The organism is Catenovulum maritimum, assembly GCF_001050375.1.
Taxonomy (GTDB): domain Bacteria; phylum Pseudomonadota; class Gammaproteobacteria; order Enterobacterales; family Alteromonadaceae; genus Catenovulum; species Catenovulum maritimum.
The window spans coordinates 37,954-60,616 of sequence record NZ_KQ130486.1 but is presented as its reverse complement, the minus strand read 5'-3'; the positions used below and the strand labels follow the sequence as shown (position 1 = coordinate 60,616).

Here is a 22,663-nt window from a genome sequence, read left to right as displayed (position 1 = left end):
CGTCTAATTCATCATCTGTATCTGCTTCTACATCAAGCGCTAGCTCAGGTTCAGAATCTATTTCTAATTCGATGTCTAGTTCGACGTCTAATTCATCATCTGTATCTGCTTCTACATCAAGCGCTAGCTCAGGTTCAGAATCTATTTCTAAGTCGATGTCTAGTTCGGCGTCTAACGCATCATCTGCATCAACTTCTATGTCCGGCGCTAGCTCTGGTGCAAGTTCCAAATCTATTTCTAAGTCGATGTCTAGTTCGACGTCTAACTCATCATCTGCATCAGCTTCTATGTCCAGCGAAAGTTCAGGTGCAGGCTCCGAATCCATTTCTATTTCGACGTCAAATTCATCATCTAACTCTAACTCGACATCTAGGCTGATTTCATCTTCAATATTATTGGTGTTTTCTATATGCTGGGCATGTCTTTCGATAAGATTTGGAGTTGCAGAATCCGCTGGGGCATCTGGAAGTTCATCATCTAAGTCATCCATAAATGCTTGCGCTAAATGACTATCACTCGGTGTTATTTCATCTAAGCTGACTTCGGTAAGTTGTAACTTGAGATCGGAAGAATCTTCACTAAGCAAGTCGTCAATAACAGCGAGTTCAGATTCGTCGTATTCTGATAAATCATCCGATAGTGCAGAATTGTCTTCAGAGATATCAATATCATTGAGTTCAAATTCAAAATCGTCAGGTAACTCAACAACTTCTTCATCGTCATGAGGTAATACTAAACCGGCTTTGGTAAAAGATAACTCATCATCATCTAATAATTCTAATTCTGGTAGATCAAAATCTTCAGCAATAGCTTTGCTCGCAATCGGCTTTGTTGATTCTGAATTTGGAGTTTTTTTATTATCAGTCATGGATATAGATGATTTCGGAATACTGAAAAATTAAATAAATATGAGATAACTATTTATCTGTCTCTAATATACAAACTTTAGCTGAATTTAAGCAATATGGTAGCTATTTTGTTAAAAACAGAATGAAAAACCGCCATCCAAGGATTTATTATTAATAACAGTTGATTTTTTCATCTATATGCTTTTTAATGCGCGCGAATCTTAAGCGGCTGTTCATTTTTTTAAATGAATTTTAGTCAAATAATGGCTTAGTTTAAGATCGGAAGAGGTGCGAAACTCAGGTAGTTAATTGGAAAAGTCTAAGCTTTGAAGATAATTAGCGAGGGGAGTGATCGCCGAGGAGTTAATATGCTTAGGACATATTACTTCGGTTGTTGAGGTTGAATCCTTGCAATTGTCACCAATTAAGGGTGGAGAGCTTTCGGCAGTGTTATTAAATCCAACTAATATCTTCAGCCTTTGCTTTCCCTAAAGATAATATTTTATCCCGGGGATATTTCATGAAAAATCTTACTGTTGCTAAATTTGGCGGTACAAGCGTCGCCGATTTTGAAGCTATGTCACGTTGTGCTGATTTAGTTCAATCAGACTCTAATATACGTGTTGTTGTTGTTTCTGCACAATCTGGTGTGACAAACAAACTTGTTAGATTGACTCAGCTAGACGTAACTCAAGAAGAGCGAGATCAAATCTTAGCGGACATTCGCGCCACAGAATATAAAATTATCGAGCAGTTAGGACGTCCTGAGTGGGTAACACTAGCACTAGATAATTTATTAAATGAACTTAAAGCGACAGCTAATTCTGAAAACTTAGTTGGCTCAATGCGCCTTAAAGATCAAATTCAATCTTATGGCGAGCAAATGTCTTCTTTGTTGTTTGCAGAAATCATGCGTCAGCGTGGGGTTCACGCAGTTAATTTCGATATTCGCCAAGTGCTTAAAACAGATAGCAATTATGGCAAGGCTGAACCTGATATCGAACAAACGCGTCTGCAAGCTGAAAAGTTAATTTCGCCAGAGCTTGAAGGTACTGTTTTTATCACCCAAGGTTTTATCGGCTCTGATGAAAATGGATATACAACGACACTAGGTCGTGGTGGCAGTGACTACAGTGCTGCATTAATCGCTGAGTCTTTAAGCGCTGAAACCTTACAAATTTGGACAGATGTAACAGGTATTTACACAACAGATCCTCGTTTAACTCAAGCAGCTCGTCCTATTCCTGAAATTAGCTTTGATGAAGCAGCTGAAATGGCGACATTCGGTGCAAAAATATTACACCCAGCGACTTTAATTCCAGCTATTCGTAAAGGTATAGGCGTGTTTGTTGGTAGTAGCCGTGCACCAAAAGATGGTGGCACTTGGATTTTAAACCAAGTAGATAATAAGCCAGCTTATCGCGCAATCGCTTTGAGAAAAGAGCAAATCTTAGTTACAGTTAAAAGCCCTAACATGTTACTTGCAAGCGGCTTCTTAGCTAAAGTTTTTGCTATATTAGCAAAAAACAAAATCAGTGTTGATTTAATCACAACGTCAGAAATTTCAATTGCGTTAACATTGGATAACCCTTCTAATGCAACACTAGGTGGTTTAAGTAAATCTGTTATTGCTGAATTAGAAGAATTCTGTGAAGTGACAGTAGAAGAAGATTTATCTCTTGTGGCTGTTATTGGTAACCATTTACAAGCGAGTTCTGGTGTAGGCGGTAAATTATTGAGTGCGTTAGAAAACTTTAGCTTACGTATGATATGTCAAGGTGCTAGCCCGCATAACTTCTGTTTCTTAACGAAAACAGCAGAAGCGCCAAAAATTGTGGAACATTTACACGAGCAATTGTTTGATAGTATCTAAACTGTAGCAAACCATCGAATACAAAAAAGGCTTCAAATTGAAGCCTTTTTTATTTAGCTAATGTTTCACCTTGCGGCTAATTTGTTAGCTAATATCTGCACCTTTTTGCCATACCATTAATGGCTCATCAACTATGTTAGTAAAGGTATATTGATTGTCAGAAACTGATACTTTATTTACCTGATCTGAATTAGTATCAAATAAAATACGATTGTTAATACTTAAGCTATCTGCATCAGCAAGTGGTGCTTCAAGATTAAACACTAAACTTTCACCTTCAACAGCAGCAGATTTAATTGATAAATTAACTGGTTCACCTTCATTTTTAGTGACAGGTAGGTACTCTTGAAAGTAGTACTCCAAATGATTTTGATAAGCGGATAAATTTTGCAGATCTAAAGCTGGTAATTTTTCTACTTCTATTAAATCTTGCTCAATTAGCTTTTTATTTACTTTGAGTGCTAATTTAACTGTATCATCATCAACAGATAATTCACTTGAGCTTGATGTTTGTTCTTCAGCTTGACTGCTAAATGGCAATAAAAACATCAGAGCTAAGCTTCCGAATAGTTTATTTGAATTCGTTTTCACGATAAGCCACCTTTTTTTCTTGAGATTAACGACATGTTAACAATTTGTTTCATGTTTAGTCAATCTTATTAAGAGAAAGTTCCATCATTTTTATGTAAATAAGTGTATAAAGTGTATAAATTTTGTAAGTTTCGCTCATTTTTTATCATTTTGTATGATTTTTAGTGCTAAACCCTTTTAGTTTAAGCCTTTCATTGGTTTTAGTTTGTTGGTTAGGTACAATTAACACAAGACTAATTTTTGAGAATTTAAATTTTGTTAAGTTATAAACATGGCTTTCATGCTGGCAATCACGCAGATGTGTTAAAACATATTGTTTTGTTTTTGTTAATAGAAAAACTTAAACAGAAAGACAAACCTTTTAGTTATATCGATACTCATAGCGCGGCAGGGATTTATGATTTAACTTCTGATGAAGCCAATAAAACTCAAGAATACCAATCAGGCATAGTCAGCTTATCAGAATCTACAATAGCTGAAATTCCACTTATTGCGCCTTATTTAGAGTTAGTGAAAAGTGGTTTAGCAAGCCAGACTTATTTAGGCTCGCCTAAACTTGCTCAAGAGCTACTCAGATCTCAAGATCAATTAAATCTAATCGAGTTACATAATAACGAGATCCGCGAACTAAAAAGAAACATGCGCGGTGACGACAGGGTATCAATTCATCATCGAGATGGGTTCGAAGGTTTAGTCGCCATAACACCACCTAAGCCAGCTCGAGGCTTAGCTCTAATTGACCCTGCATATGAAGTGAAAGACGATTATGCTCAAGTTGTAAAAGCGGTCGCATCAAGTGTCGCAAAATGGCCGGTTGGGATATTTGCGATTTGGTATCCAATTTTAGCTGCAGAGCGAGACCGCAGCGAATGGTTAACCCGCAAACTTGCTGAATTACCTGTGAAGAATTTACTGATTAGTGAGATGTGTGTGTCTGAGCAAGAAACCGAATTCGGTATGCATGGTTCAGGTATGGCAATTATCAATGCACCTTATCAACTTGATAAGCAATTAGAGCAGATATTGCCTAGCTTAACTCAGACTATGGCTCAAGATGCTGCGGCTTATCATAAGCTAGAGTGGTTAGTCCAACCTAGCTAATTAGTCTGCTTTGATATCTGAAGCCGACTAATGCGTATCTTCAGATTGGCAGCTTTGACAATATTGAGCATATGGGTGTTGATTTAAAATACTCTGCTCAATATTTTCGTCGCATTTGGCACAAGTACCGTATAAACCTATCTCTATCTGACTAATAGAAGCTTCAATTTTTTCAAGTAGTTCTATCTTATCTTCAAATCGAGAATGAAACTCTTTCTCTAACAACTCTAATTGCTCATCATTATTAATACCTAATAACTGTAAAGCGGTTTGTTTATCTGATAAATTGTCAGAGTTAAGTAGCTGTAAAATAAGATTATTAAAAACCTGACTTCTTATTTTAAATAGAGCCGATTGATTTAATCTAGCTGTATGCTCGTATGATGTCATAGTCTCAGTCCATTAATAATAGGTTGGACTAGTCTACTTATTTAGGTTTGCCCGATAATGATTTACGTCAAATAAATTATTTATTATAAAATTTAGTTTCAATGAAATTTAAAAAAATATTCCAAGGTCTTTAAAGGTAATGAACTTATTTTATGATTGCTTAGGATTAAAATTATGAAAAATTTAAAACAAAATACAATGGCAGCAACACTTGGTGCGGTAGTGGTTGGTTCTTTATCTATGACTAACGTTGCAAATGCTTCACCTTTTTCTGTGCAAGCGTTATCGACGGGTTATGAAGTGCTCGTTCATGAAGCTAAGTGCGGCGAAGGCAAATGTGGCGGTAAAGCAGATAAAGAAGCTAAGTGCGGTGAAGGCAAATGTGGCGGCAAAGCAGATAAAGAAGCTAAATGCGGCGAAGGCAAATGTGGCGGAAAAGCAGATAAAGAAGCTAAATGCGGCGAAGGCAAATGTGGCGGCAAAGCAGATAAAGAAGCAAAATGCGGTGAAGGCAAGTGTGGCGGTAAAGCAGCCAAAGAAGCAAAATGCGGTGAAGGCAAATGTGGCGGTAAGGCAGCCAAAGAAGCTAAATGTGGTGAAGGCAAATGTGGCGGTAAAGCAGCCAAAGAAGCTAAATGTGGTGAAGGCAAGTGTGGTGCCAAATAAACTAATGTATTTGGATAGATAAAGATTAAAGGTGGCTTCAGTCACCTTTTTTATTTTCTGTTTTAAATGAACGATGGATTAAGAATGCAGAACAATTTTTATGGCGCAGGTTTAGGTTTAAGACGCGATTTTTTAGATGACTTTATTTCGCAAGTGCCTGACAGCATCAATTTTATGGAAGTCGCCCCAGAAAATTGGATGACATTAGGCGGACGTTATCATGCTAACTTTTCACGCCTAGCTCAACAGCATAAATTTGTTTGCCATGGCTTATCTTTATCTATTGGTAGTCCAGACGAGTTAGATGAAAAATTTGTCCAACAAGTAAAATCTTTTTTAGATGAATACCAAATCCTTTATTACTCAGAGCACTTAAGTTTTTGTTCTGCAAATGGTCACATGTACGACCTGATGCCAATTCCTTTCACTAACCAGGCTGTGGATTATGTTGTAGCAAGAATACAAAGAGTCCAAGACATACTACAAAGGCCTCTAGTGTTAGAAAATGTTTCTTATTACACACCATTGTCGCAAGAAATTAGCGAAATAGAATTCACTCAAAGCATACTTAAAAAGTCTGGTGCATTAATGCTATTAGATGTAAACAATGTCTATGTAAATTCGATTAATCATAATTATGATGCTAAAAATTTTATAGCTGCGATGCCAAGTGAAAAAATTGTATATGGTCATATTGCAGGGCATTACAATGAAGCGGATGACCTAATAGTTGATACCCATGGTGCAGATGTCATTGAACCGGTTTGGCAGCTTCTTGATTATGCTTATAAAACGCACGGCGTGTTTCCAACTCTGCTCGAAAGAGATTTTAACATACCATCGGTCGCTGATTTAATTAAAGAGATGAACCGAATTCACACTATCCAAGCTCAGCATTTGGAGAAGTAGATGTCGGATTTTAAACAAAAGCAAATTGAGTTTGCTAACGCAATTAGACAAGCTGAGTCTGGTTTATGTAGTGAACTGGAAGCTCGACGACTCAAAATTTATCAAGATTTATTTATTAACAATGTCTCAGGGTTTATTGAAAATACTTTCCCTGTATTGAAAAGCCTCTACTCAGAAGCGAACTGGCAAAAGTTAATGAGACAATTTTTTATTCAGCATGCTAGCGAAACGCCGATATTTTCTGAGATCCCCCAAGAGTTTTTAGCTTTTATTACAGACGAATATCAATTATGTGATAGCGATCCTATCTTCATGCGGGAGTTAGCTCATTACGAATGGCTAGAGCTAGACGTATCCATTAGACAAGATTCAGCAGAGCAAGGGATTGATACAAGCAAGTTACAAGTTTCAGCATTAGCAAGTATCGTTTCTTACCCATACCCAGTGCATCAAATATCTCAAGATTTCCAACCGCAAGCACCATCCGATCCTGTTTATCTTGTGGTTTATCGAGATGAGGGATATGAGGTGAAATTTTTGCAAATTAATTCAGCCAGTGTGTATATGCTAGATTTAATTGAAAAAGATATTGCGACCAGTTTTGACTCGTTATTAAGTTGTATGCTTCAGGCACTACCGCAAGTTGGTGAAATGCAGATAAAAACCGGATTAAAAGAAAATTTAGATACGCTGAGCTCGCTCGGTATCATCTTGAATTGGAACTGATTTACGCAAAAGCTTTCTGCTTGTAGTTGATCTGTTTTGCAGATATTTAAACTATAACATAATAATATTTGGCTTTTTAAGTGGCATTGTCTAGAATACGCGCCATCAAAAATAGGAGTATTTTATGTCTCATCATGATGAACAAGGCGGAAACGAAAACATCACGCATCTATTATTAGCTGCTGTTGTGACTGTTGCTTTACCGTTATTACCAGCAATTTTAGGTTGGTTGAATATTTTATCTAACTAGTTTTAGATAAAATATTCAAAATCATTAGAAAAATATAAACAAAATTACAATAAGGAATTTAGCTTAGCTAAATTGAAACTTTTTCAGATTACCATAGGTCAAAGTGGTGCTAAGTCTGAAAAGTAATTCAGGGTAGAAATATGAAATTATTATTAGTTGAAGATAACGCTCAAGTTAGAGCTGAAATTGCGAGTTATTTAAGTCAATTTCCAATTCAGATCGATGAAGCTGAAAATGGCCTTACAGCCTTTAATAAAGCTAAATCAGATAAGTACGACATAGTTATAACTGATTATAAAATGCCGTATATCGATGGCTTAAAGTTAATTGATAATCTAGAAAACAGTTTAGATTACCAAGCAGAGCAGATTTTATTGCTGACGACAGACAACAGCCATGAATTTAAAAATAAGGCTAAATCATTAGCGATTAATTGGCTTGCTAAACCGGTTAATCGAAAATCGATTGAAGATTTTATTAATCAGACACTCGTCGTAGATGCAGCTTAATTTTTTAAGCTGCGTTTTATTATTCTAACTTCCTTTATTGTTTTTCATTCGCTGATCCCTATTGCATTTCTGCCATAGTTTGTTTTAATTCCTTTCTTAATTTCTTTTACGGTGTTTGAAATGACAGACAGTAAAATCTTGGCGGAAATAAAAGCCAGTATAAAAACAATTCCTGACTATCCCAAAGCCGGTATTCAATTTAGAGATGTGACTTCATTAGTCGAAAATGGCGACGCATTTGCTAAATCTGTCGATGCTTTAGTTGAACCATATAAAAATATGGGGATTACTAAAGTCGTGGGTGCCGAAGCGCGAGGGTTTATCTTTGGAGCTGCTGTCGCTAATAAACTGGGTTGCGGCTTCGTATTAGCGCGCAAACCAAACAAACTACCAAGAGAAACTATCAGTCAATCATACCAACTTGAATATGGCGAAGATGAACTCCATATACATAAAGATGCACTGGACGAAAATGATGTCATATTGCTAGTTGATGATCTCATCGCAACTGGCGGGACGATAGAAGCCTCAGTTAAGCTAGTTCGTTCGTTAGGCGCCAAGGTAAATCACGCTGCTTTTGTTATCAGCTTACCTGATTTAGGCGGAGAAGATAAATTAAAGCAGCTAAACATAGAGCCTTTTAGTTTAGTTTCATTTGAAGGCGAGTAAATTAATATATGAGTTATCAAGCGCTGGCTAGAAAGTGGCGACCACAAATCTTTGCTCAATTAATGGGCCAAGAGCATGTTGTTGCGGCTTTAACAAATGCATTATCTAACGACAGGTTACACCACGCTTACTTATTTACGGGAACTCGTGGGGTAGGTAAAACGACAATAGCACGCATTTTTGCAAAGAGTTTAAACTGCGCCGATGGCGTAAGTGCTGAGCCATGTGGCCAGTGTAAAAACTGTGTCGCGATAGATGAAGGACGCTTTGTTGATTTAGTCGAAGTGGATGCGGCATCTAGAACCAAGGTAGAAGACACTCGCGAAATTTTAGATAACGTCCAATACAGACCGACTCAAGGTCGTTACAAGGTTTATCTAATTGACGAAGTGCATATGTTGTCACGTCACTCTTTCAATGCCTTGTTAAAAACCTTAGAAGAGCCACCACCGCATATTAAGTTTTTGCTTGCGACAACTGATCCACAAAAACTACCTGTGACGATTCTATCGCGCTGTTTACAATTTAGCTTAAAAGCCATGTCGCTTGAGCAAATACAAACCCAGCTCGATAAAATTTTAAATGCAGAAAAAATTAGTTTTGAAGCGAAAGCCTTAGTTCAGCTCGCTAAATCGGCCAATGGCAGCATGCGAGACGCGTTAAGTTTAACAGATCAAGCGATTGCACAAGGTAATGGCCAGCTATCAGCAGAAACCGTTAGAAATATGCTGGGCCTACTTGAAGAACAGCACATTAGCAAACTGCTCAAAGCTGTACTGAATAATAATTTAGAACAAGTCATGGAGGCTATTGCTGAGCTATCTCACGCAGCTGTCGATCCAGAGCAAGTCTTAATTGAGTTAATGAATTGCTTTCACCAAATTGCCTTGGTACAAAACTTACCAAGCTTTGCATTAATGAACGAATCCATTGCGGAAATATTAACTCAAGCTGCAGAAACCCTACCTGCAGAACAAATTCAACTCTATTACCAAGTTTGCTTAAAAGGCAGACGCGATCTGGCTTTTGCAGCACACCCTAGAGTTGGGCTCGAAATGACATTAATGCGAATGCTTGCATTTTCGCCTGTCAGCACAGAACGAGTAGAGGTTTTTAAAGCAAAAAAGTCTGAACTGCTAATTGAAAATACCGACGAAGTGAATCCAGCTGAGCAAACTTCAAAACCGGATACAATCCAAGCAGATAGAATTGCCGAGCAAACCGCCTCAGAATCAATCGAATTAACGAGCACTGAAGCCGTTGAAAAAACTGCAAAAGCTGAAAAATCTGAAACTCAGAAAGGCGAAGAAAGCCAAACTGATACAGCAGCAGAAGCAACTCAGCAGACTGAAGCCCAACCAGAACAAGCGATGGAATCTCGCTCTGAACCAGAGTTAAAACCAGAGTTAAAACCAGAGTTAAAATCAGAGATTGAACCAGAACCTCAGCTTGAATCTGAGACAGCCGTTGACGAATTAGCTCCAGCGCCAGAAACGAGCGAAACTCAGCCGATATCGGCAGCCGAATTAGAAGCACAGCAGGCACAGATTTTAGATTTAGCTGAATCGCAACACCAAAACAAATTAGTTGAAAATGATTCGCAACAGAAAGCGCCGCTAGAGGGTCAAGAAGTTGCCCAAGGTCAAGCACTGGTTACATCACCAAATCCAGCTGAATCAGCAAAACAAACCATTTCGCAAGACGTAGAAGAAATTACTGAAATTGCACAAACAGATGACGTTGCAGTAGCTCAAGATACACAGGTTGAAACGGAAACCACTCAGCCAAATCAGCAAGGCGCGCAAGCTGAGCCTGTCGCTTCGGTTGAATACGACGAATATGCAGATTATGCATACCAAGTCGAGTCTGACGATGAAGAAATGGCCGATTCGACAGACTTATTCGGCGACACACAAGCTGCAGTAGCAAAATTACCAACCGAGGCCGAAAGTAGTGAACAGGTTGAAGTCACTATGTCTATGCTGGACGTTATGCAAGGGCTTAGAAATAAGCGCCAGCAGAAAAGCGCTGAAATAGATAAAGCTCAATCTGGTACAACTGAATTTGCAGCGCCAGTTATTGCTAAAGAAACCACGACTGAAGCCAATAACGAAGCGAACACAGATGTGACAACAGCAGTAAATACCGCTGCACATACAGAGCAAACTGAGGCAAGCGCAACGCCTCAGCTAACGCCTCAAGCAGAAATCACACCAGCTTACGGATTAGATGATTTGCCTGCTCAGCCGATTAGCGGATTTGGTGAAACAGGCCAAGCAGACGAACTCGAAGACGACGCGCCGCCTTGGGTTGATCACTTTTCAGGTAATTTATTTGGCGATGAACAAGCAATTCCAGCTGAGCCGATAGAGAACTCAGCTAACCCTGAGGTAGCCGAAGTAGAACCACAAACGCTATCATCAACACCAATGCAAACGGCAACAGAAAGCTTAGCGACTCAAACTGTCGAGCCAGTAGAAAATTTTAGCCCAGACAATTTAAATCAGCCGCTAGCTGAAACGCCAATTTCGGGTAATGAACTCGCAGAGCAAGTTAGGCAAGGCGTACGCAAGTCGTTTGAAATTGATGAATGGGCTAGGTTAGTTGAATCGCTTGGCTTAATGGGGTTACAAAGACAGTTTGCACTGCATTCTAGCTGTACAAACTTAGCGAATAAAATTAATTTAAAGCTAGACGAAGGTCAAAAGCATTTAGATACAGAGCATAATAGACAAATTTTAAAATCTAAAATTAAAGAAGTTTTACAATTAGATGTTGAACTTGAAGTGACAATTGAAGGTAAAATTCAAGATACGCCATTTCAAATCCAACGCTCAATTGATGCTTCTAGGCAAGATTACGCTGAAGAGCTCATTCAGCAAGATGAAAAAGTTCAAACTCTACTTGAGGCTTTTTCTGGCAGTATAGTTGAAGGTTCAATTAAACCTTTATAGTTTTTATCGATTAAGAAAAAAGGTAGTAAATATGTTTAAAGGTGGCGGCTTAGGCAACATGATGAAGCAAGCGCAACAAATGCAAGAAAAAATGCAAAAAGCGCAAGCAGACTTAGCTAAATTAGAAGTAGTAGGCGAGAGCGGTGCAGGCATGGTTAAAGTAACTATGCTAGGCAACCATAGCGTTCGTCGTGTCGAAATTGACGACAGCCTAATGGAAGACGACAAAGAAATGTTAGAAGACTTAGTTGCAGCAGCATTAAATGATGCCGTGCGCAGAGTTGAAAAGCAAAACCAAGAAAAAATGGCAGAATTAACTGGCGGTATGCAATTACCACCAGGCATGAAAATGCCTTTCTAGGATAAGCTTTAGTCGCTCATATCTGATTTCAGCTATGAGCGAAAAACAGATCTTAAATATGTTTCAATTAGGCGTTTGCTTACGAGTTTAAGCCCTCTAAACGTCATCATTTTTCAATTACCGTAGGTTGTGGTAATAGCTGATTCTGATGGTGCGGAGATATGGTAGCCTTAACAAGCGTTATACGTGTAGAGGTGAACATGCCAAAATATCAATGGAGATGTCTAGCTTGCGGGATTGCTAATTCTCAAAACGCTGAAGAGTGCGAAAGCTGTGGGGCTAGTCCAACACCTACAGCTTGGGAGTTAGATGCCAGAGAATTTGCCATCAAACATTTGCTTGGAGGTGGTTGTAAACCGGTTTGTCCAAAATGTGAGAACATATCTCATAAAATACAATTTAGCGAAGACCCATTTTTATACTTTGAATCAAGGCAGCGCCCACTGTTTAGAGCAATGTATGTTTACACAAGCTGTAATGGTTGCCATGTACAAGCATCTCAAGAATATGCGGTACCAAGCATGCGAAAAATATATCGCTGGTTTACTGGCAAAGATATAACTAATCAGCGTTTTCTAAAAATATAATACGCATACAAGCCCGCGTTGGTTGGGTCGAACGAAGTGAATCCCAACATTTTCCAATATACCAAAACCTTGGCTGCGCCTCTGGCTTACCCAAACGAAAAATATGGTAAATTTGAGTTGGGTAAACATCTGATTATCACTAGCCGACGTTTACAAATTCAAAAGCGAGCTTACGCTTCTGCGCCTAAGGCTCGCTAATTCACTAGTTGTAACAATCAAATAATCGCTAAGCTTTTTAATGAAAATATACCTATAGTGATACTGAGCGTGCTTAGGATGGTTGTGACTGCAATTGTCTCTGCTGCTAGGTCGGCTTGCGATGTCATTTGTTTGGCCATTACATAACTAGCTGCCGCAGTTGGGGTGCACATATAAATAAATAGAATCGCAATTTGGGTATGGCTAAAGTCTAAGTACCAAGCGATTATCACAGCTAACACTGGCATTAAAGCGAGTTTTACAAAACTTGCCCACACAACCCAATGCTTGTTTGTATACAGGCTCTTCATTTTTAAGCTGGCACCAATACAGATTAAGGCTAATGGCAAACTTAAGCTGGCGAAGTAGTTTCCGGTTTGTTTTATTGCTGAAAACAATGGAATACCCAAAATAGACCAAACACTCGCGAGCACAATGGCAATAATTAGTGGGTTTGAAATTAGGTTTTTAACTGTCTTAAGCGAAAATATTTTATCTGTTGGTTGGAGTAAAAAGATAGCGACGACATTATACACTAGTGTCATTACGCCCAAGTAAACAGCGGCTTCTGCTAATGCCGCACTGTCATTCGGGTAAATATTAAAAATGAGCGCTAAGCCAATAATCCCCATATTACCTCGGTAAGCAGATTGGACAAATACAGCGCTTTTCTCGCTATTTTTGGTCAGAATATTCAAAAACACTGTGAGTAAAACAACTAATAAAATCGTGAACCCAGCCGCAAAACCTAAAAACTGTGCGTTTAGTGTGCTTAAGATAGGGGCATCAGCAATTTTAACGAATAGTAGGCAGGGGAGCGCAACATTAAAAACCAGTTTATTACCTATTTCGGTAAAGTGGCTGTCGATTACATTTCTCTTTTTTAGCCAAATCCCGAGTGCTAATACAATTAAGATGGGTAAGGTAATATTTAGCGTAAATAATAAATTAGCTAAGAATGTCTGCATTCGTTGAAACTCAAAAATAACGGAAGTTATTGTTATTTTTGTGCAAATTAAGCAAACAAGCAAACTTAGTCAGTTATTTTCGTCATTGAATTAAAAAATAATACCAAATCAATAAACTCTGGGTAATTTTTTTAAAGTAAGGGCTGCTTGTTGTAGCCCTTACTTTATTTCAGTTATAAATGCTTGTAGATAATGCAGTTAAATTAATTTTGACTACCCCAAACAGCAATTCCAGCAGCAGAAAGCGCGCTAAATGTTGGGACTAATTTATTGGTCGCTGAATTCCATTGCCAACTTGCCACGCCATTAAATGAGCCTAGATTATTGATGTTAAGTTGGATTTTATTATCACTTTGTAACCACCAAGTGCCAGAGATGTCACCAGAGATGGAATTGTCACTATTTAATTGAATATTAATTGATTGTTTAGCCGTAGAATTAATATCTTTTTCATGATTAATAAATTTGTAGCTACCTAAGAGATCGTTAAAGTCGACTTTATTTTCGCCATTGAGTGCAACATATCTTTGCGGTGCTACAACAGGCCAACCTTCTGAATTTATAAACATTTCATGTACACGAACCGAGTGATATTCGCCTGTGTTAGGGAAGCGGGTGTGGAATATAAGGAAATTTTGTCCAGTGGCGGCATTATGTACAGCTGAGTTGTGACCTGGAGACAAATAACCATATTCGCCTGCAAACTCGAATCCCCCCATTAATTTCACACCATAAGGGGCAATTGATGATCTATTTCCCGCCACATTTGCCATGTTGTAGTTTTGAGCGTCATAGTAGGGGCCGTCTGGCGATGTTGCTCTTGAAACTCGGATATTGTACCCACCATCAGCGGCTAAACCGCCAAAAGACGTAAACATGTAATAATAGGGTGAATCTGGAGTGTGTAAAATAAATGCGCCTTCAATGTGACTGTGATCGCCACCTAACAGGTGTTTACCATACCCTTGACCAGCCAGTGGCTTGCCTGTGGTATCGTCCATTTCTAAGATAAAAATCCCGCCAGAATATGAGCCGTACACCATCCATAATTTGCCATTTTTATCATAAAAAGTGTGTGGGTCTACTGCATTTGGATGTATAGTTGGGTCATAAATCTCGCCTGCATTTTCGCTTTCTTCGCCCCACATGCCAGATTTTAATTGTATGCCTTGGTTATAAAATGGACCTTCAATACTATTACCGGTTGCCACTCCAGTGTAACCACGTGGTGCTGTCATTATGCTTTGATTGTAATAATAAGCGAATTGACCGTTACTGAGTTGAACCACATCGGCCGCCCAAAGTGATTGTTCACCTGTCCAAGCAAATCCCTCGGCAAGTTCATTGGTTACATTGTAATTAAATAAAGGGTTATTATTATTTACGCCGTCTGAGACTGATGTCCAATTCATTAAATCTGTTGATTTGGCTGACGCTAAAAAAGAACCGAAGATATAATAAGTTGTTTGACCATTAACTGAGGTTTGATAAACCGAAGGATCGTGGACTGATATATCGGTAAACTGAACATTACTTGGCGCTGTTGGGTTTGTATAGCTAGGGTGCTCAAATGACCACTGCTGCGGTGTGCCTGCCCAGTAAGACCATTGTAATATGTTGGCACCGTTTGTTGAGTCAAAATTGTAAACTTCAGCTGCTCCGCCGGTAAAACTATTAATTAAGCCGTAGTAGCCATTTTGTAGGTCATCTAATTGCCATAACTGACTGTCTGCTCCCCAATAGGTCCACTGTACTATATTTGCGCCATCGGACGAGTCGAAGTTATATACCTCAATGGCTTTACCACTTTTAACCGAGACAATGGAGTATTTACCATTCCCTCTATCGGTTACATCCCATAGTTGATTTTCCCCCCCATTTTGTTGGTATTGTAATATGTTCGCACCATCTGCTACAGAAGCACCAGCAACATCCATGACTTTACCACTGTAGTTATTTTTAATTATATAAGTTCCGTTTGTAAGCGCATTGGCGGGTAGGCTTAGTGTTGAACTCATTATGATTGCTGTGGTGGTTAATTGAACGCTTTGTTTTAGTTGCATAAGTAGCCTTTTCTTTTTAATTAAATGGATGTTGCAAAAATGTTTCAATTACGATTTATTTGTATGATAGTAATAAAGTAATACTAATGTAAAGTTGTTTTTGTCATTGTTTTTTATTTGTAACTGTTATGTTGATGTTTTGCTAGGTAGGCGAAAATGTAAAAATAGCTTTATTACTGGCGGTAGTTATGAATAATAAAGCCTCGCTCGGCTAATGGTGTTGTAACGGAAATAAATATGAAATTTACCCCTTTGATTCAAGAGTTGATTGACTCGTTTAAAATTTTGCCTGGTGTTGGTCCTAAATCCGCACAGCGTATGGCATTTCAACTACTTGAACAAAACCAAACAGGGGCTGCAAGGTTAGCTAAAGCATTGCAAACCGCTTTATCTGGTATTTGTAAGTGCAAAATCTGCCGAAATTTTTCCGAGCAAGAAAATTGTCCTGTCTGTAGCGAATTAACTCGGGTAGAAAGTGGGCAAGTTTGTGTCGTTGCTACGCCATCTGACGTATTAGCGATTGAAGAAACCGGGCATTATCACGGCCGATATTTTGTTTTAATGGGGCTGTTATCGCCGCTAGATGGTGTCGGTCCAGAAGAGCTTGGGCTGGACTTACTTGCTCAGCAACTGAGCGCCGGACAAATTAGCGAACTTATTTTAGCAACGCCACCAAGTATAGAAGGCGATGCGACAGCTTACTACATTACTGATATGGCTAAAGATACAACGGCGAAAGTAAGTCAGTTAGCTCAAGGTGTGCCTATGGGAGGCGATATTTCTAACATAGATTCGCGCACACTCGGGCACGCATTTAGTGGTCGTAAATTTATTGAGCAGTCCTAATCCCCAAAAATGGCCCGTTAAACCCTTTAGCTTATTTGTATCTTAGTTGGGTGGTTTTCGGGTTTAAATTGCCTTTCTTCACTCTATTTTTCTTATTTAAGCGCTTTTCTCAAAATTTATCCTTGAAATAAATTTGCCTAACCCCATCTAGTTTGACAGCGGTAATCAGGTTCGATTATCAAATTTATTTTTGTACAACCAAAATGATGAACTAGTAGGAGACTCAATTAATGAGCGAAGTTGCCCATCAAGAAACGCATGGTTTTCAAACAGAAGTTAAACAACTTCTACAGTTAATGATCCATTCTTTATATTCAAATAAAGAAATATTCTTACGTGAGCTAATTTCAAATGCTTCTGATGCAGCTGACAAATTAAGATTCAGAGCGTTAGAAAACAATGCTTTATTTGAAGATGACGGTGAAATCCGCGTTCGAGTTTCAGTTGATAAAGACGCAGGGACTATTACTATTTCTGATAATGGTATTGGTATGACGCGTGACCAAGTGATTGAGCATTTAGGTACAATTGCTAAATCTGGTACTAAAGATTTCTTCAGTAAATTAACCGGTGATGATGCGAAAGATTCACAGTTAATTGGTCAATTTGGTGTTGGTTTTTACTCTTCATTTATTGTTGCTGATGAAGTAACTGTATTAACTCGTGCTGCAGGTGAAACTGCAGATCGCGGCGTTGAGTGGAAATCAAAAGGTGAAGGTGACTTCACAGTTGCAGATATCGAAAAAACTACTCGCGGTACAGACATTATCTTGCATTTAAAAGAAGAAGAAAAAGAATTCTTAGATGCATGGAAAGTTCGCTCTATCATTTCACGTTACTCAGAGCACTTAAGCTTACCAGTACAAATGTGGAAAGATGAAGTTCCAGAATCAGAAGGTGAAGACGGCGAGAAAATTGCTGCTATTCCAGGTGAATGGGAAGCGATTAATGACGGTTCAGCACTATGGACTCGTGATAAGTCAGACATTTCAGATGAAGAATATAAAGAATTTTATAAATCAGTAACATATGACTTTGATGAGCCATTAAAGTGGGTTCACAACAAAGTTGAAGGTAAAACTGAATACACTAGCTTACTTTACATTCCAAAACGCGCGCCATTTGATATGTGGAACCGCGAAACTAAAAACGGTATTAAGCTATATGTACAGCGCGTATTCATCATGGATGACGCTGAAAAATTCATGCCGACATACTTACGTTTTGTAAAAGGTTTAGTTGATTCAAATGACTTACCATTAAACGTATCGCGTGAAATTTTACAAGATAACAAGGTTACTCAGTCTATTCGTAGCGGCAACGTAAAACGTATTTTACAAACATTAACTCGCATGGCTGAAAACGATGCAGAAAATTATGCAATTTTCTGGAAAGAGTTTGGTAATGCGTTAAAAGAAGGCCCAGCAGAAGATTTTGCAAACAAAGAAAAAATTGCAAAATTATTCCGCTTTGCGTCAACTGACAAAGATACATCTGAGCAATGTGTTGGCTTAGATGATTACATCAGCCGCATGAAAGAAGGCCAAGATACAATATACTACATTACGGCAGACAGCTTTGAAGCAGCTAAAAACAGCCCGCATTTAGAAGTATTCCGTAAGAAAGGTATCGAAGTTTTATTAATGGCTGAGCGTATCGACGAGTGGATGATGTCTCACTTAACTGAATACAGCGAGAAGAAATTCCAGCATGTTTCTAAAGCGAATATCGATTTATCTGACTTAGATGATGAAGAAACGAAGAAAGCGCATGAAGAGACTGAAAAAGAGTTTGCTAGCTTTGTTGAGCGCGCTAAAACAGCTTTAGGTGATAAAGTTCAAGAAGTTAAAGTATCACATCGTTTAACAGAATCTCCTGCTGTTATTACAACAGGTGAGTTCGATATGAATACACAAATGGCTAAGTTATTAGAAGCTGCTGGTCAAGCTGCACCTGAAAGCAAGCCAATTTTTGAAGTAAACCCAGAGCATGCACTTGTTAAACGCGCTGCAGATGAAGCAGATGAAGAAATGTTTAAAGAGTGGGTTGAGATGTTACTTGAGCAAGCAACCTTAGCAGAGCGCGGTTCATTAAAAGATCCGGCTAGCTTTGTTGCTCGCTTAAATCGTTTATTACTAAAAGCTTAAGACTTAAGTAATTAACAACACAATATAAAACGGGCGCTTTAGCGCCCGTTTTTGTTTCTAACTTATCCTGAATTTAGGTTAAATTAATAATAATAGGATTTGATATGACTAAACATATTGTTTTAACCGGTGCGACATCCGGCATTGGTAGAGCCTTAGCTATCCAAGCGCATCAATTAGGTTACAAGTTAAGCCTGTGTGGCCGTAGCCAAGCAAAAATGGACCAAACTTTAGCTATGCTGTCAGAGCTTGAGTTGAATATGGAAAATGTGTTAAGCGATTGTTTTTGCGTGTCTGACAGTCAGTCAATTCAAGCCTTTAGCGCTAAAGCTAAACAAGCAAATGGGGATATTGATATATTGATCAATTGTGCTGGCTTAAATAACGTACGGACTTTAGGTTATCAAACCGAAATTGAAGCGTTAGATTGGATGATGAAGATTAACTGTTATGCGCCAATCGAGTTAATCAAGTCTGTATTACCAGACATGCTTGCGGCTAAACAAGGTTGTATTGTTAATGTGTTATCGACGGTTTGCTTATTTGCTAATGCAGGTATCTCTTCTTATACAGCGTCTAAAATGGCGTTAGACGGTTATACCAAGGTAATGAGGAAAGAACATAGAGCAGATAATATTAAGTTTTTATCTGTTTATCCTGGTGGCGTAGATACTGAATTTAGAGCTGCTGAAAGGCCGCAATATTTAACCGCAGATGCAGTTGCCAAAGCCATATTGAATCAAATCGACACAGATGCGAATACGCATATTCACGAGTTAGTCATCCGGCCACCAGCTGAAGAAAATTTTTGCTAATTTGTAGGACGTGATTGTGTTTCAAGCCAGCTGATTGCTGGCTTGTTTCTTTTCGCGCTTGAAAATTTAAACTAAGCTAGTTTGAGGCGGGTGAGTGGTTTGCTCATCAAATTAGGTTAAACAGGAGAAAACGAATATGAGTAAATTGGATTCTAAAGAGATAGATATAGCTTTAGCAGCGTTAAATCAAAAAACTAAGTCAGCTTGGGTCATCGAAAACGAAAAACTAACCAAAACCTTTAAATTTTCTGACTTTACCCATGCTTTTGGTTTTATGGCTAAAGTTGCTATATATGCTGAGAAAATGAATCATCACCCTGAGTGGTTCAATGTTTACAACAAAGTGAAAATTGAACTGAAGACGCACGATGCGGGTGGAATTTCGACTAAAGACTTTGAGTTAGCTGGTTTAATTGAACAAGCCGTTGAAAGCGTTAAGCCGGATATAAGCAGCCTAATACCTTAGCTTTTGTTGCGCCTGTTGCACTAGGTAAATTGCCCGGTAGCCTTTGGGTAAAACGATATGCGAGCCAAGCAAAGCATTGAGACTCTATCCAATTTGGATCAATACCTAATTTTTCAGTACTGAATACCTGAAAATTTTGGCCTAATTCAGTTTGGATTAATTCGAGCAAAAATAGATTAAAAGCACCTCCACCACAAATTAAAACTCGACCAGAGGTTTGTAGCTTTTTTACTTGCTGACAGATTGTTTGGCAGGTCAAATGCGCTAAGCTGGTTTGAATATCTTTGGCCTTCATTTCGTTTGTTAAAAAAGGCGTTAACCAATCAAGGTTAAAAATTTCTCGCCCCGTGCTTTTGGGCGCTGCTTTGCTAAAGTAGGGATGAGCTAATAATTGATTTAATAACTGAGGAATGACTTGGCCTTGTTTAGCCCATTGTCCATTTTTATCAAAATTTTTGCCTAATTTTAAGCTTATCCAAGCATCCATTAATGCATTGCCTGGGCCAGTATCAAAGCCTAAAATCGCGCGGTTAGCTTGTGCGGGTAAAAAGCTGATATTGGCAATGCCACCAATGTTAATCACGCTGAGATCTGCTGTTTGATCAATAAATAATGATTTGTGAAATGCGGGTACTAAAGGTGCGCCTTGGCCGCCTGCAGCTATATCTGCCGTACGGAAATCACCTATTACATCGATTTGTGTTAACTCTGCCAGTTTTGCATAATCCGCAATTTGTATTGTAAAAGGCAGTTCATTATCTGGTCTGTGGCGAATGGTTTGGCCATGACAGCCGATTGCTTGAATTTGCTCAGGGGTTAGCTTGGCTTTGGTTAATAGCGCCAAGCAGGCTTGTGCATATACATCTGCAAGCTGACTAGCAACTGAACCTAGTTGTTCAATTTCGTCATTTGAGCTGGTATAGAGTGCAAGTATTTGGTTTCTAAGTTCAGGGCTAAAATCTATCCCTATATTATCAACACAGCTAAATTCATTGTGCTCAAATTTTAGTAAGCTGGCATCGACACCGTCTGCACTGGTGCCAGACATTAAGCCGATGAAATACATTAATCGTTGATCGCTAAAATGACGCGTTTATTTGTGTCTAAAGTATCTAGCATGAGTTGCGCTGTTTGCATAAACTCAGCTTTTTCACTGCTATTAAGTGGCTGGGCTTTAGGCAATTTAACGGTTTTAGGGTTTCTGTGCACGCCATTAACTAAAAACTCATAGTGTAAATGTGCGCCTGTCACTCGACCCGTTGCCCCTACAGTACCAATTTTTTGATTTTGTTTAACTTTTTGTCCTGCTTTTACATAGCGTCTGTGTAGATGTAGGTACTTAGTGACATACTCTTTACCGTGTTGGATAAAGACATAATTTCCATTAAGTGAGTTTCTACCAGATTTAATTACTTTACCATCGCCAGCTGATACAACAGGCGTGCCAGTGCGCGCTGCATAATCTATCCCTCTATGGGCGCTAACTCTACCTGTTACTGGATGAAGGCGTCTTGGATTAAAGCTAGAGCTAATATATTTAAAGTTAACTGGGGCACGTAAAAAGGCTTTACGCATGCTGCGGCCTTCAGGGGTATAGTATTGTCCGTCTGTATGTCTAATTGCGATAAAAGTATCGCCATTATTGGTAAATTCTGCGGCTAAAATATTGCCAAATCCAACATGCTCACCTTCTGCATATAGTTCTTCATAAACAACTGAAAAGCTGTCACCATTTCGAATATCTAATGCAAAATCTATGTCCCAACCAAAAATATTGGCAAGGTTCATAATTTGAGTGTCGTTTAGTCCAGCTTGTAAACCTGCATTCCAGAAGTTTGATTTGATAATTGCTGCTGCAACATGATTTCGACTTTCAACGGGTTTGTGAAGTTCGTTTGCGACAAAGCCTTGGTCTATTTTAGAGACTTCAATTGAGTGAGTTTTACTAATTGGGTAGTTGATCTTAGCAAGCGAATTATCTAAAAACCCAAGCTCAATAATTTGACCAGGACGCAAGCGTTTTATCATTTCTGTTGCTGGCTTACCGCTATTGCTTACTGCTAATAAGGTTTTAGCTGAAATTTTATTCCGTTCAAAAATGTTTGCTAAGCTATCATTTTTTAGAACTTTAACTTTTTTCCATTGGTATTGAACGGCTTCAACTTCTGCAACACTGGCTAATTCAGGCTCGGTTTTTATCTCAGAAAATTTTGGCGCAGGTGTCTCTACTACTGGAGCTGAAGCTGGTTCATTTTCGTTAGTCGTCGGCTCAACAATTTCGACTTGTTGTGCGGATAAATCAACAGATAATCTAACACCAGGTGTTAATTGGAAAGGGGTGGCATCGCTTTGTTTAGATGCATTGGCGTCGTCCGACGGCAGTATTAAAAATAGAGTTAAAATCGCAACAATACTAACGATAGAAATCTTGTGCAGTTTTGGAAATTCATTCCAGTAACCTGAAACTTTTTGCATTTTAATACTTGCCCTTTTTTGAATCTTGCTCAGGATAAACATTTTTCGCTTAATTTACCAGCAAATGGCGCTTTAAATTAGAGTCAATGACCTTTAGAATTAAGGTTTTTTGTTATTTTAGCTAAAAAACTGATTAAGTTTGCTAAAGACATAAGATCTGGTTAGAAGTTTCATATACAATCGGTTTTTAAATCGAATTCATCAATAAACTGTCTCGACAATATTTGAGACTGAATAATTTTAAATAGGTA

22 protein-coding genes, 1 pseudogene and 1 riboswitch are annotated in these 22,663 nt (G+C 38.5%); of the genes and pseudogenes, 16 read left to right on the top strand and 7 right to left on the bottom strand.

Going from position 1 to position 22,663, the window contains the following annotated elements:
* Positions 1–868 (bottom strand): annotated as a pseudogene (locus XM47_RS06800) (hypothetical protein); the annotation flags it as partial.
* A gap of 255 nt (positions 869–1,123) precedes the next feature.
* Positions 1,124–1,297, top strand: a riboswitch (Lysine riboswitch).
* 71 nt (positions 1,298–1,368) lie between these two features.
* Between XM47_RS06800 and lysC the strand changes: the two are divergent.
* Complete coding sequence (gene lysC, locus XM47_RS06795; protein WP_048691045.1) at positions 1,369–2,721, top strand: lysine-sensitive aspartokinase 3; 1,353 nt, start codon at positions 1,369–1,371, stop codon at positions 2,719–2,721.
* 84 nt (positions 2,722–2,805) lie between these two features.
* On the opposite strand, the gene XM47_RS06790 is transcribed toward lysC, so the two are convergent.
* The gene (locus tag XM47_RS06790) at positions 2,806–3,312 is read right to left on the bottom strand and encodes a DUF6702 family protein (RefSeq protein ID WP_048691044.1); all 507 of its coding nucleotides are present in this window, start codon (positions 3,310–3,312) and stop codon (positions 2,806–2,808) included.
* Positions 3,313–3,567: 255 nt separating this feature from the next.
* Between XM47_RS06790 and XM47_RS06785 the strand changes: the two genes are divergently transcribed.
* On the top strand, positions 3,568–4,413 hold the full coding sequence (locus tag XM47_RS06785; protein ID WP_048691043.1) for a 23S rRNA (adenine(2030)-N(6))-methyltransferase RlmJ: 846 nt from the start codon (positions 3,568–3,570) through the stop codon (positions 4,411–4,413).
* Between the two features lie 27 nt (positions 4,414–4,440).
* Here XM47_RS06785 and XM47_RS06780 read toward each other — a convergent pair whose 3' ends face one another.
* Positions 4,441–4,803 carry a TraR/DksA family transcriptional regulator gene (locus XM47_RS06780; RefSeq protein WP_048691041.1) on the bottom strand — a complete coding sequence of 121 codons (363 nt, stop codon included), beginning with the start codon at positions 4,801–4,803 and terminating at the stop codon, positions 4,441–4,443.
* A gap of 174 nt (positions 4,804–4,977) precedes the next feature.
* Between XM47_RS06780 and XM47_RS06775 the strand changes: the two genes are divergently transcribed.
* The 10 genes from XM47_RS06775 (at position 4,978) to XM47_RS19105 (ending at position 12,632) form a co-directional block, all read left to right on the top strand.
* Positions 4,978–5,469, top strand: a complete 492-nt coding sequence (locus XM47_RS06775) for an HvfA family oxazolone/thioamide-modified RiPP metallophore (RefSeq protein WP_048691040.1) — start codon at positions 4,978–4,980, stop codon at positions 5,467–5,469.
* A gap of 84 nt (positions 5,470–5,553) precedes the next feature.
* Positions 5,554–6,378 (top strand): HvfB family MNIO-type RiPP peptide maturase, encoded by an 825-nt coding sequence (locus XM47_RS06770; protein ID WP_048691038.1) that lies wholly within the window; start codon positions 5,554–5,556, stop codon positions 6,376–6,378.
* On the top strand, positions 6,379–7,104 hold the full coding sequence (locus tag XM47_RS06765) for an HvfC family RiPP maturation protein (RefSeq protein WP_048691037.1): 726 nt from the start codon (positions 6,379–6,381) through the stop codon (positions 7,102–7,104).
* Between the two features lie 124 nt (positions 7,105–7,228).
* Complete coding sequence (locus tag XM47_RS19450; protein ID WP_281175807.1) at positions 7,229–7,354, top strand: hypothetical protein; 126 nt, start codon at positions 7,229–7,231, stop codon at positions 7,352–7,354.
* A 140-nt stretch (positions 7,355–7,494) separates the two neighbouring features.
* A complete protein-coding gene (locus XM47_RS06760) occupies positions 7,495–7,863 on the top strand; it encodes a response regulator (RefSeq protein ID WP_048691035.1) in 369 nt (122 codons plus the stop codon).
* Positions 7,864–7,983: 120 nt separating this feature from the next.
* The gene (gene apt / locus XM47_RS06755) at positions 7,984–8,532 is read left to right on the top strand and encodes an adenine phosphoribosyltransferase (RefSeq protein WP_048691033.1); all 549 of its coding nucleotides are present in this window, start codon (positions 7,984–7,986) and stop codon (positions 8,530–8,532) included.
* 8 nt (positions 8,533–8,540) lie between these two features.
* Positions 8,541–11,486: a DNA polymerase III subunit gamma/tau gene (gene dnaX / locus XM47_RS06750; RefSeq protein WP_048691031.1), complete on the top strand. Its 2,946-nt coding sequence runs from the start codon at positions 8,541–8,543 to the stop codon at positions 11,484–11,486.
* Between the two features lie 31 nt (positions 11,487–11,517).
* Complete coding sequence (locus XM47_RS06745) at positions 11,518–11,847, top strand: YbaB/EbfC family nucleoid-associated protein (protein ID WP_048691029.1); 330 nt, start codon at positions 11,518–11,520, stop codon at positions 11,845–11,847.
* Between the two features lie 200 nt (positions 11,848–12,047).
* Positions 12,048–12,434, top strand: coding sequence for a hypothetical protein (locus XM47_RS06740; protein ID WP_048691027.1), 387 nt, complete (start codon positions 12,048–12,050; stop codon positions 12,432–12,434).
* A 36-nt stretch (positions 12,435–12,470) separates the two neighbouring features.
* Positions 12,471–12,632: a hypothetical protein gene (locus XM47_RS19105; protein WP_154665747.1), complete on the top strand. Its 162-nt coding sequence runs from the start codon at positions 12,471–12,473 to the stop codon at positions 12,630–12,632.
* A 17-nt stretch (positions 12,633–12,649) separates the two neighbouring features.
* Here XM47_RS19105 and XM47_RS06735 read toward each other — a convergent pair whose 3' ends face one another.
* Together XM47_RS06735 and XM47_RS06730 are read right to left on the bottom strand one after the other, a co-directional pair.
* Positions 12,650–13,600, bottom strand: a complete 951-nt coding sequence (locus tag XM47_RS06735) for an AEC family transporter (RefSeq protein WP_048691025.1) — start codon at positions 13,598–13,600, stop codon at positions 12,650–12,652.
* 203 nt (positions 13,601–13,803) lie between these two features.
* On the bottom strand, positions 13,804–15,663 hold the full coding sequence (locus XM47_RS06730) for a lipocalin-like domain-containing protein (protein ID WP_077066501.1): 1,860 nt from the start codon (positions 15,661–15,663) through the stop codon (positions 13,804–13,806).
* A gap of 237 nt (positions 15,664–15,900) precedes the next feature.
* On the opposite strand from XM47_RS06730, the gene recR reads away from it, so the two are divergent.
* The 4 genes from recR to XM47_RS06710 all read left to right on the top strand — a co-directional run bounded on the left by recR (position 15,901) and on the right by XM47_RS06710 (position 19,937).
* Positions 15,901–16,509 carry a recombination mediator RecR gene (recR, locus tag XM47_RS06725; protein WP_048691023.1) on the top strand — a complete coding sequence of 203 codons (609 nt, stop codon included), beginning with the start codon at positions 15,901–15,903 and terminating at the stop codon, positions 16,507–16,509.
* 230 nt (positions 16,510–16,739) lie between these two features.
* On the top strand, positions 16,740–18,656 hold the full coding sequence (gene htpG / locus XM47_RS06720) for a molecular chaperone HtpG (protein WP_048691021.1): 1,917 nt from the start codon (positions 16,740–16,742) through the stop codon (positions 18,654–18,656).
* Between the two features lie 104 nt (positions 18,657–18,760).
* On the top strand, positions 18,761–19,471 hold the full coding sequence (locus tag XM47_RS06715; RefSeq protein WP_048691020.1) for an SDR family NAD(P)-dependent oxidoreductase: 711 nt from the start codon (positions 18,761–18,763) through the stop codon (positions 19,469–19,471).
* A 136-nt stretch (positions 19,472–19,607) separates the two neighbouring features.
* Positions 19,608–19,937: a 4a-hydroxytetrahydrobiopterin dehydratase gene (locus XM47_RS06710; RefSeq protein ID WP_048691019.1), complete on the top strand. Its 330-nt coding sequence runs from the start codon at positions 19,608–19,610 to the stop codon at positions 19,935–19,937.
* On the opposite strand, the gene XM47_RS06705 is transcribed toward XM47_RS06710, so the two are convergent.
* Together XM47_RS06705 and XM47_RS06700 are read right to left on the bottom strand one after the other, a co-directional pair.
* Positions 19,906–21,003 (bottom strand): anhydro-N-acetylmuramic acid kinase, encoded by a 1,098-nt coding sequence (locus XM47_RS06705; protein ID WP_048691018.1) that lies wholly within the window; start codon positions 21,001–21,003, stop codon positions 19,906–19,908. The genes XM47_RS06710 and XM47_RS06705 overlap by 32 nt on opposite strands.
* Positions 21,003–22,412: a peptidoglycan DD-metalloendopeptidase family protein gene (locus tag XM47_RS06700; RefSeq protein WP_048691268.1), complete on the bottom strand. Its 1,410-nt coding sequence runs from the start codon at positions 22,410–22,412 to the stop codon at positions 21,003–21,005. The genes XM47_RS06705 and XM47_RS06700 overlap by 1 nt, the downstream gene beginning before the upstream one ends.
* Positions 22,413–22,663: the final 251 nt, after the last annotated feature.

Bases quoted from the DNA above. Each gene is read 5' to 3' on its own strand.
- lysC (WP_048691045.1), top strand. From the start codon at position 1,369: ATGAAAAATCTTACTGTTGCTAAATTTGGCGGTACAAGCGTCGCCGAT.
- XM47_RS06780 (WP_048691041.1), bottom strand. From the start codon at position 4,803: ATGACATCATACGAGCATACAGCTAGATTAAATCAATCGGCTCTATTT.
- XM47_RS06775 (WP_048691040.1), top strand. From the start codon at position 4,978: ATGAAAAATTTAAAACAAAATACAATGGCAGCAACACTTGGTGCGGTA.
- XM47_RS06770 (WP_048691038.1), top strand. From the start codon at position 5,554: ATGCAGAACAATTTTTATGGCGCAGGTTTAGGTTTAAGACGCGATTTT.
- XM47_RS06765 (WP_048691037.1), top strand. From the start codon at position 6,379: ATGTCGGATTTTAAACAAAAGCAAATTGAGTTTGCTAACGCAATTAGA.
- XM47_RS19450 (WP_281175807.1), top strand. From the start codon at position 7,229: ATGTCTCATCATGATGAACAAGGCGGAAACGAAAACATCACGCATCTA.
- XM47_RS06760 (WP_048691035.1), top strand. From the start codon at position 7,495: ATGAAATTATTATTAGTTGAAGATAACGCTCAAGTTAGAGCTGAAATT.
- apt (WP_048691033.1), top strand. From the start codon at position 7,984: ATGACAGACAGTAAAATCTTGGCGGAAATAAAAGCCAGTATAAAAACA.
- dnaX (WP_048691031.1), top strand. From the start codon at position 8,541: ATGAGTTATCAAGCGCTGGCTAGAAAGTGGCGACCACAAATCTTTGCT.
- XM47_RS06745 (WP_048691029.1), top strand. From the start codon at position 11,518: ATGTTTAAAGGTGGCGGCTTAGGCAACATGATGAAGCAAGCGCAACAA.
- XM47_RS06740 (WP_048691027.1), top strand. From the start codon at position 12,048: ATGCCAAAATATCAATGGAGATGTCTAGCTTGCGGGATTGCTAATTCT.
- XM47_RS06735 (WP_048691025.1), bottom strand. From the start codon at position 13,600: ATGCAGACATTCTTAGCTAATTTATTATTTACGCTAAATATTACCTTA.
- XM47_RS06730 (WP_077066501.1), bottom strand. From the start codon at position 15,663: ATGCAACTAAAACAAAGCGTTCAATTAACCACCACAGCAATCATAATG.
- recR (WP_048691023.1), top strand. From the start codon at position 15,901: ATGAAATTTACCCCTTTGATTCAAGAGTTGATTGACTCGTTTAAAATT.
- htpG (WP_048691021.1), top strand. From the start codon at position 16,740: ATGAGCGAAGTTGCCCATCAAGAAACGCATGGTTTTCAAACAGAAGTT.
- XM47_RS06715 (WP_048691020.1), top strand. From the start codon at position 18,761: ATGACTAAACATATTGTTTTAACCGGTGCGACATCCGGCATTGGTAGA.
- XM47_RS06710 (WP_048691019.1), top strand. From the start codon at position 19,608: ATGAGTAAATTGGATTCTAAAGAGATAGATATAGCTTTAGCAGCGTTA.
- XM47_RS06705 (WP_048691018.1), bottom strand. From the start codon at position 21,003: ATGTATTTCATCGGCTTAATGTCTGGCACCAGTGCAGACGGTGTCGAT.
- XM47_RS06700 (WP_048691268.1), bottom strand. From the start codon at position 22,412: ATGCAAAAAGTTTCAGGTTACTGGAATGAATTTCCAAAACTGCACAAG.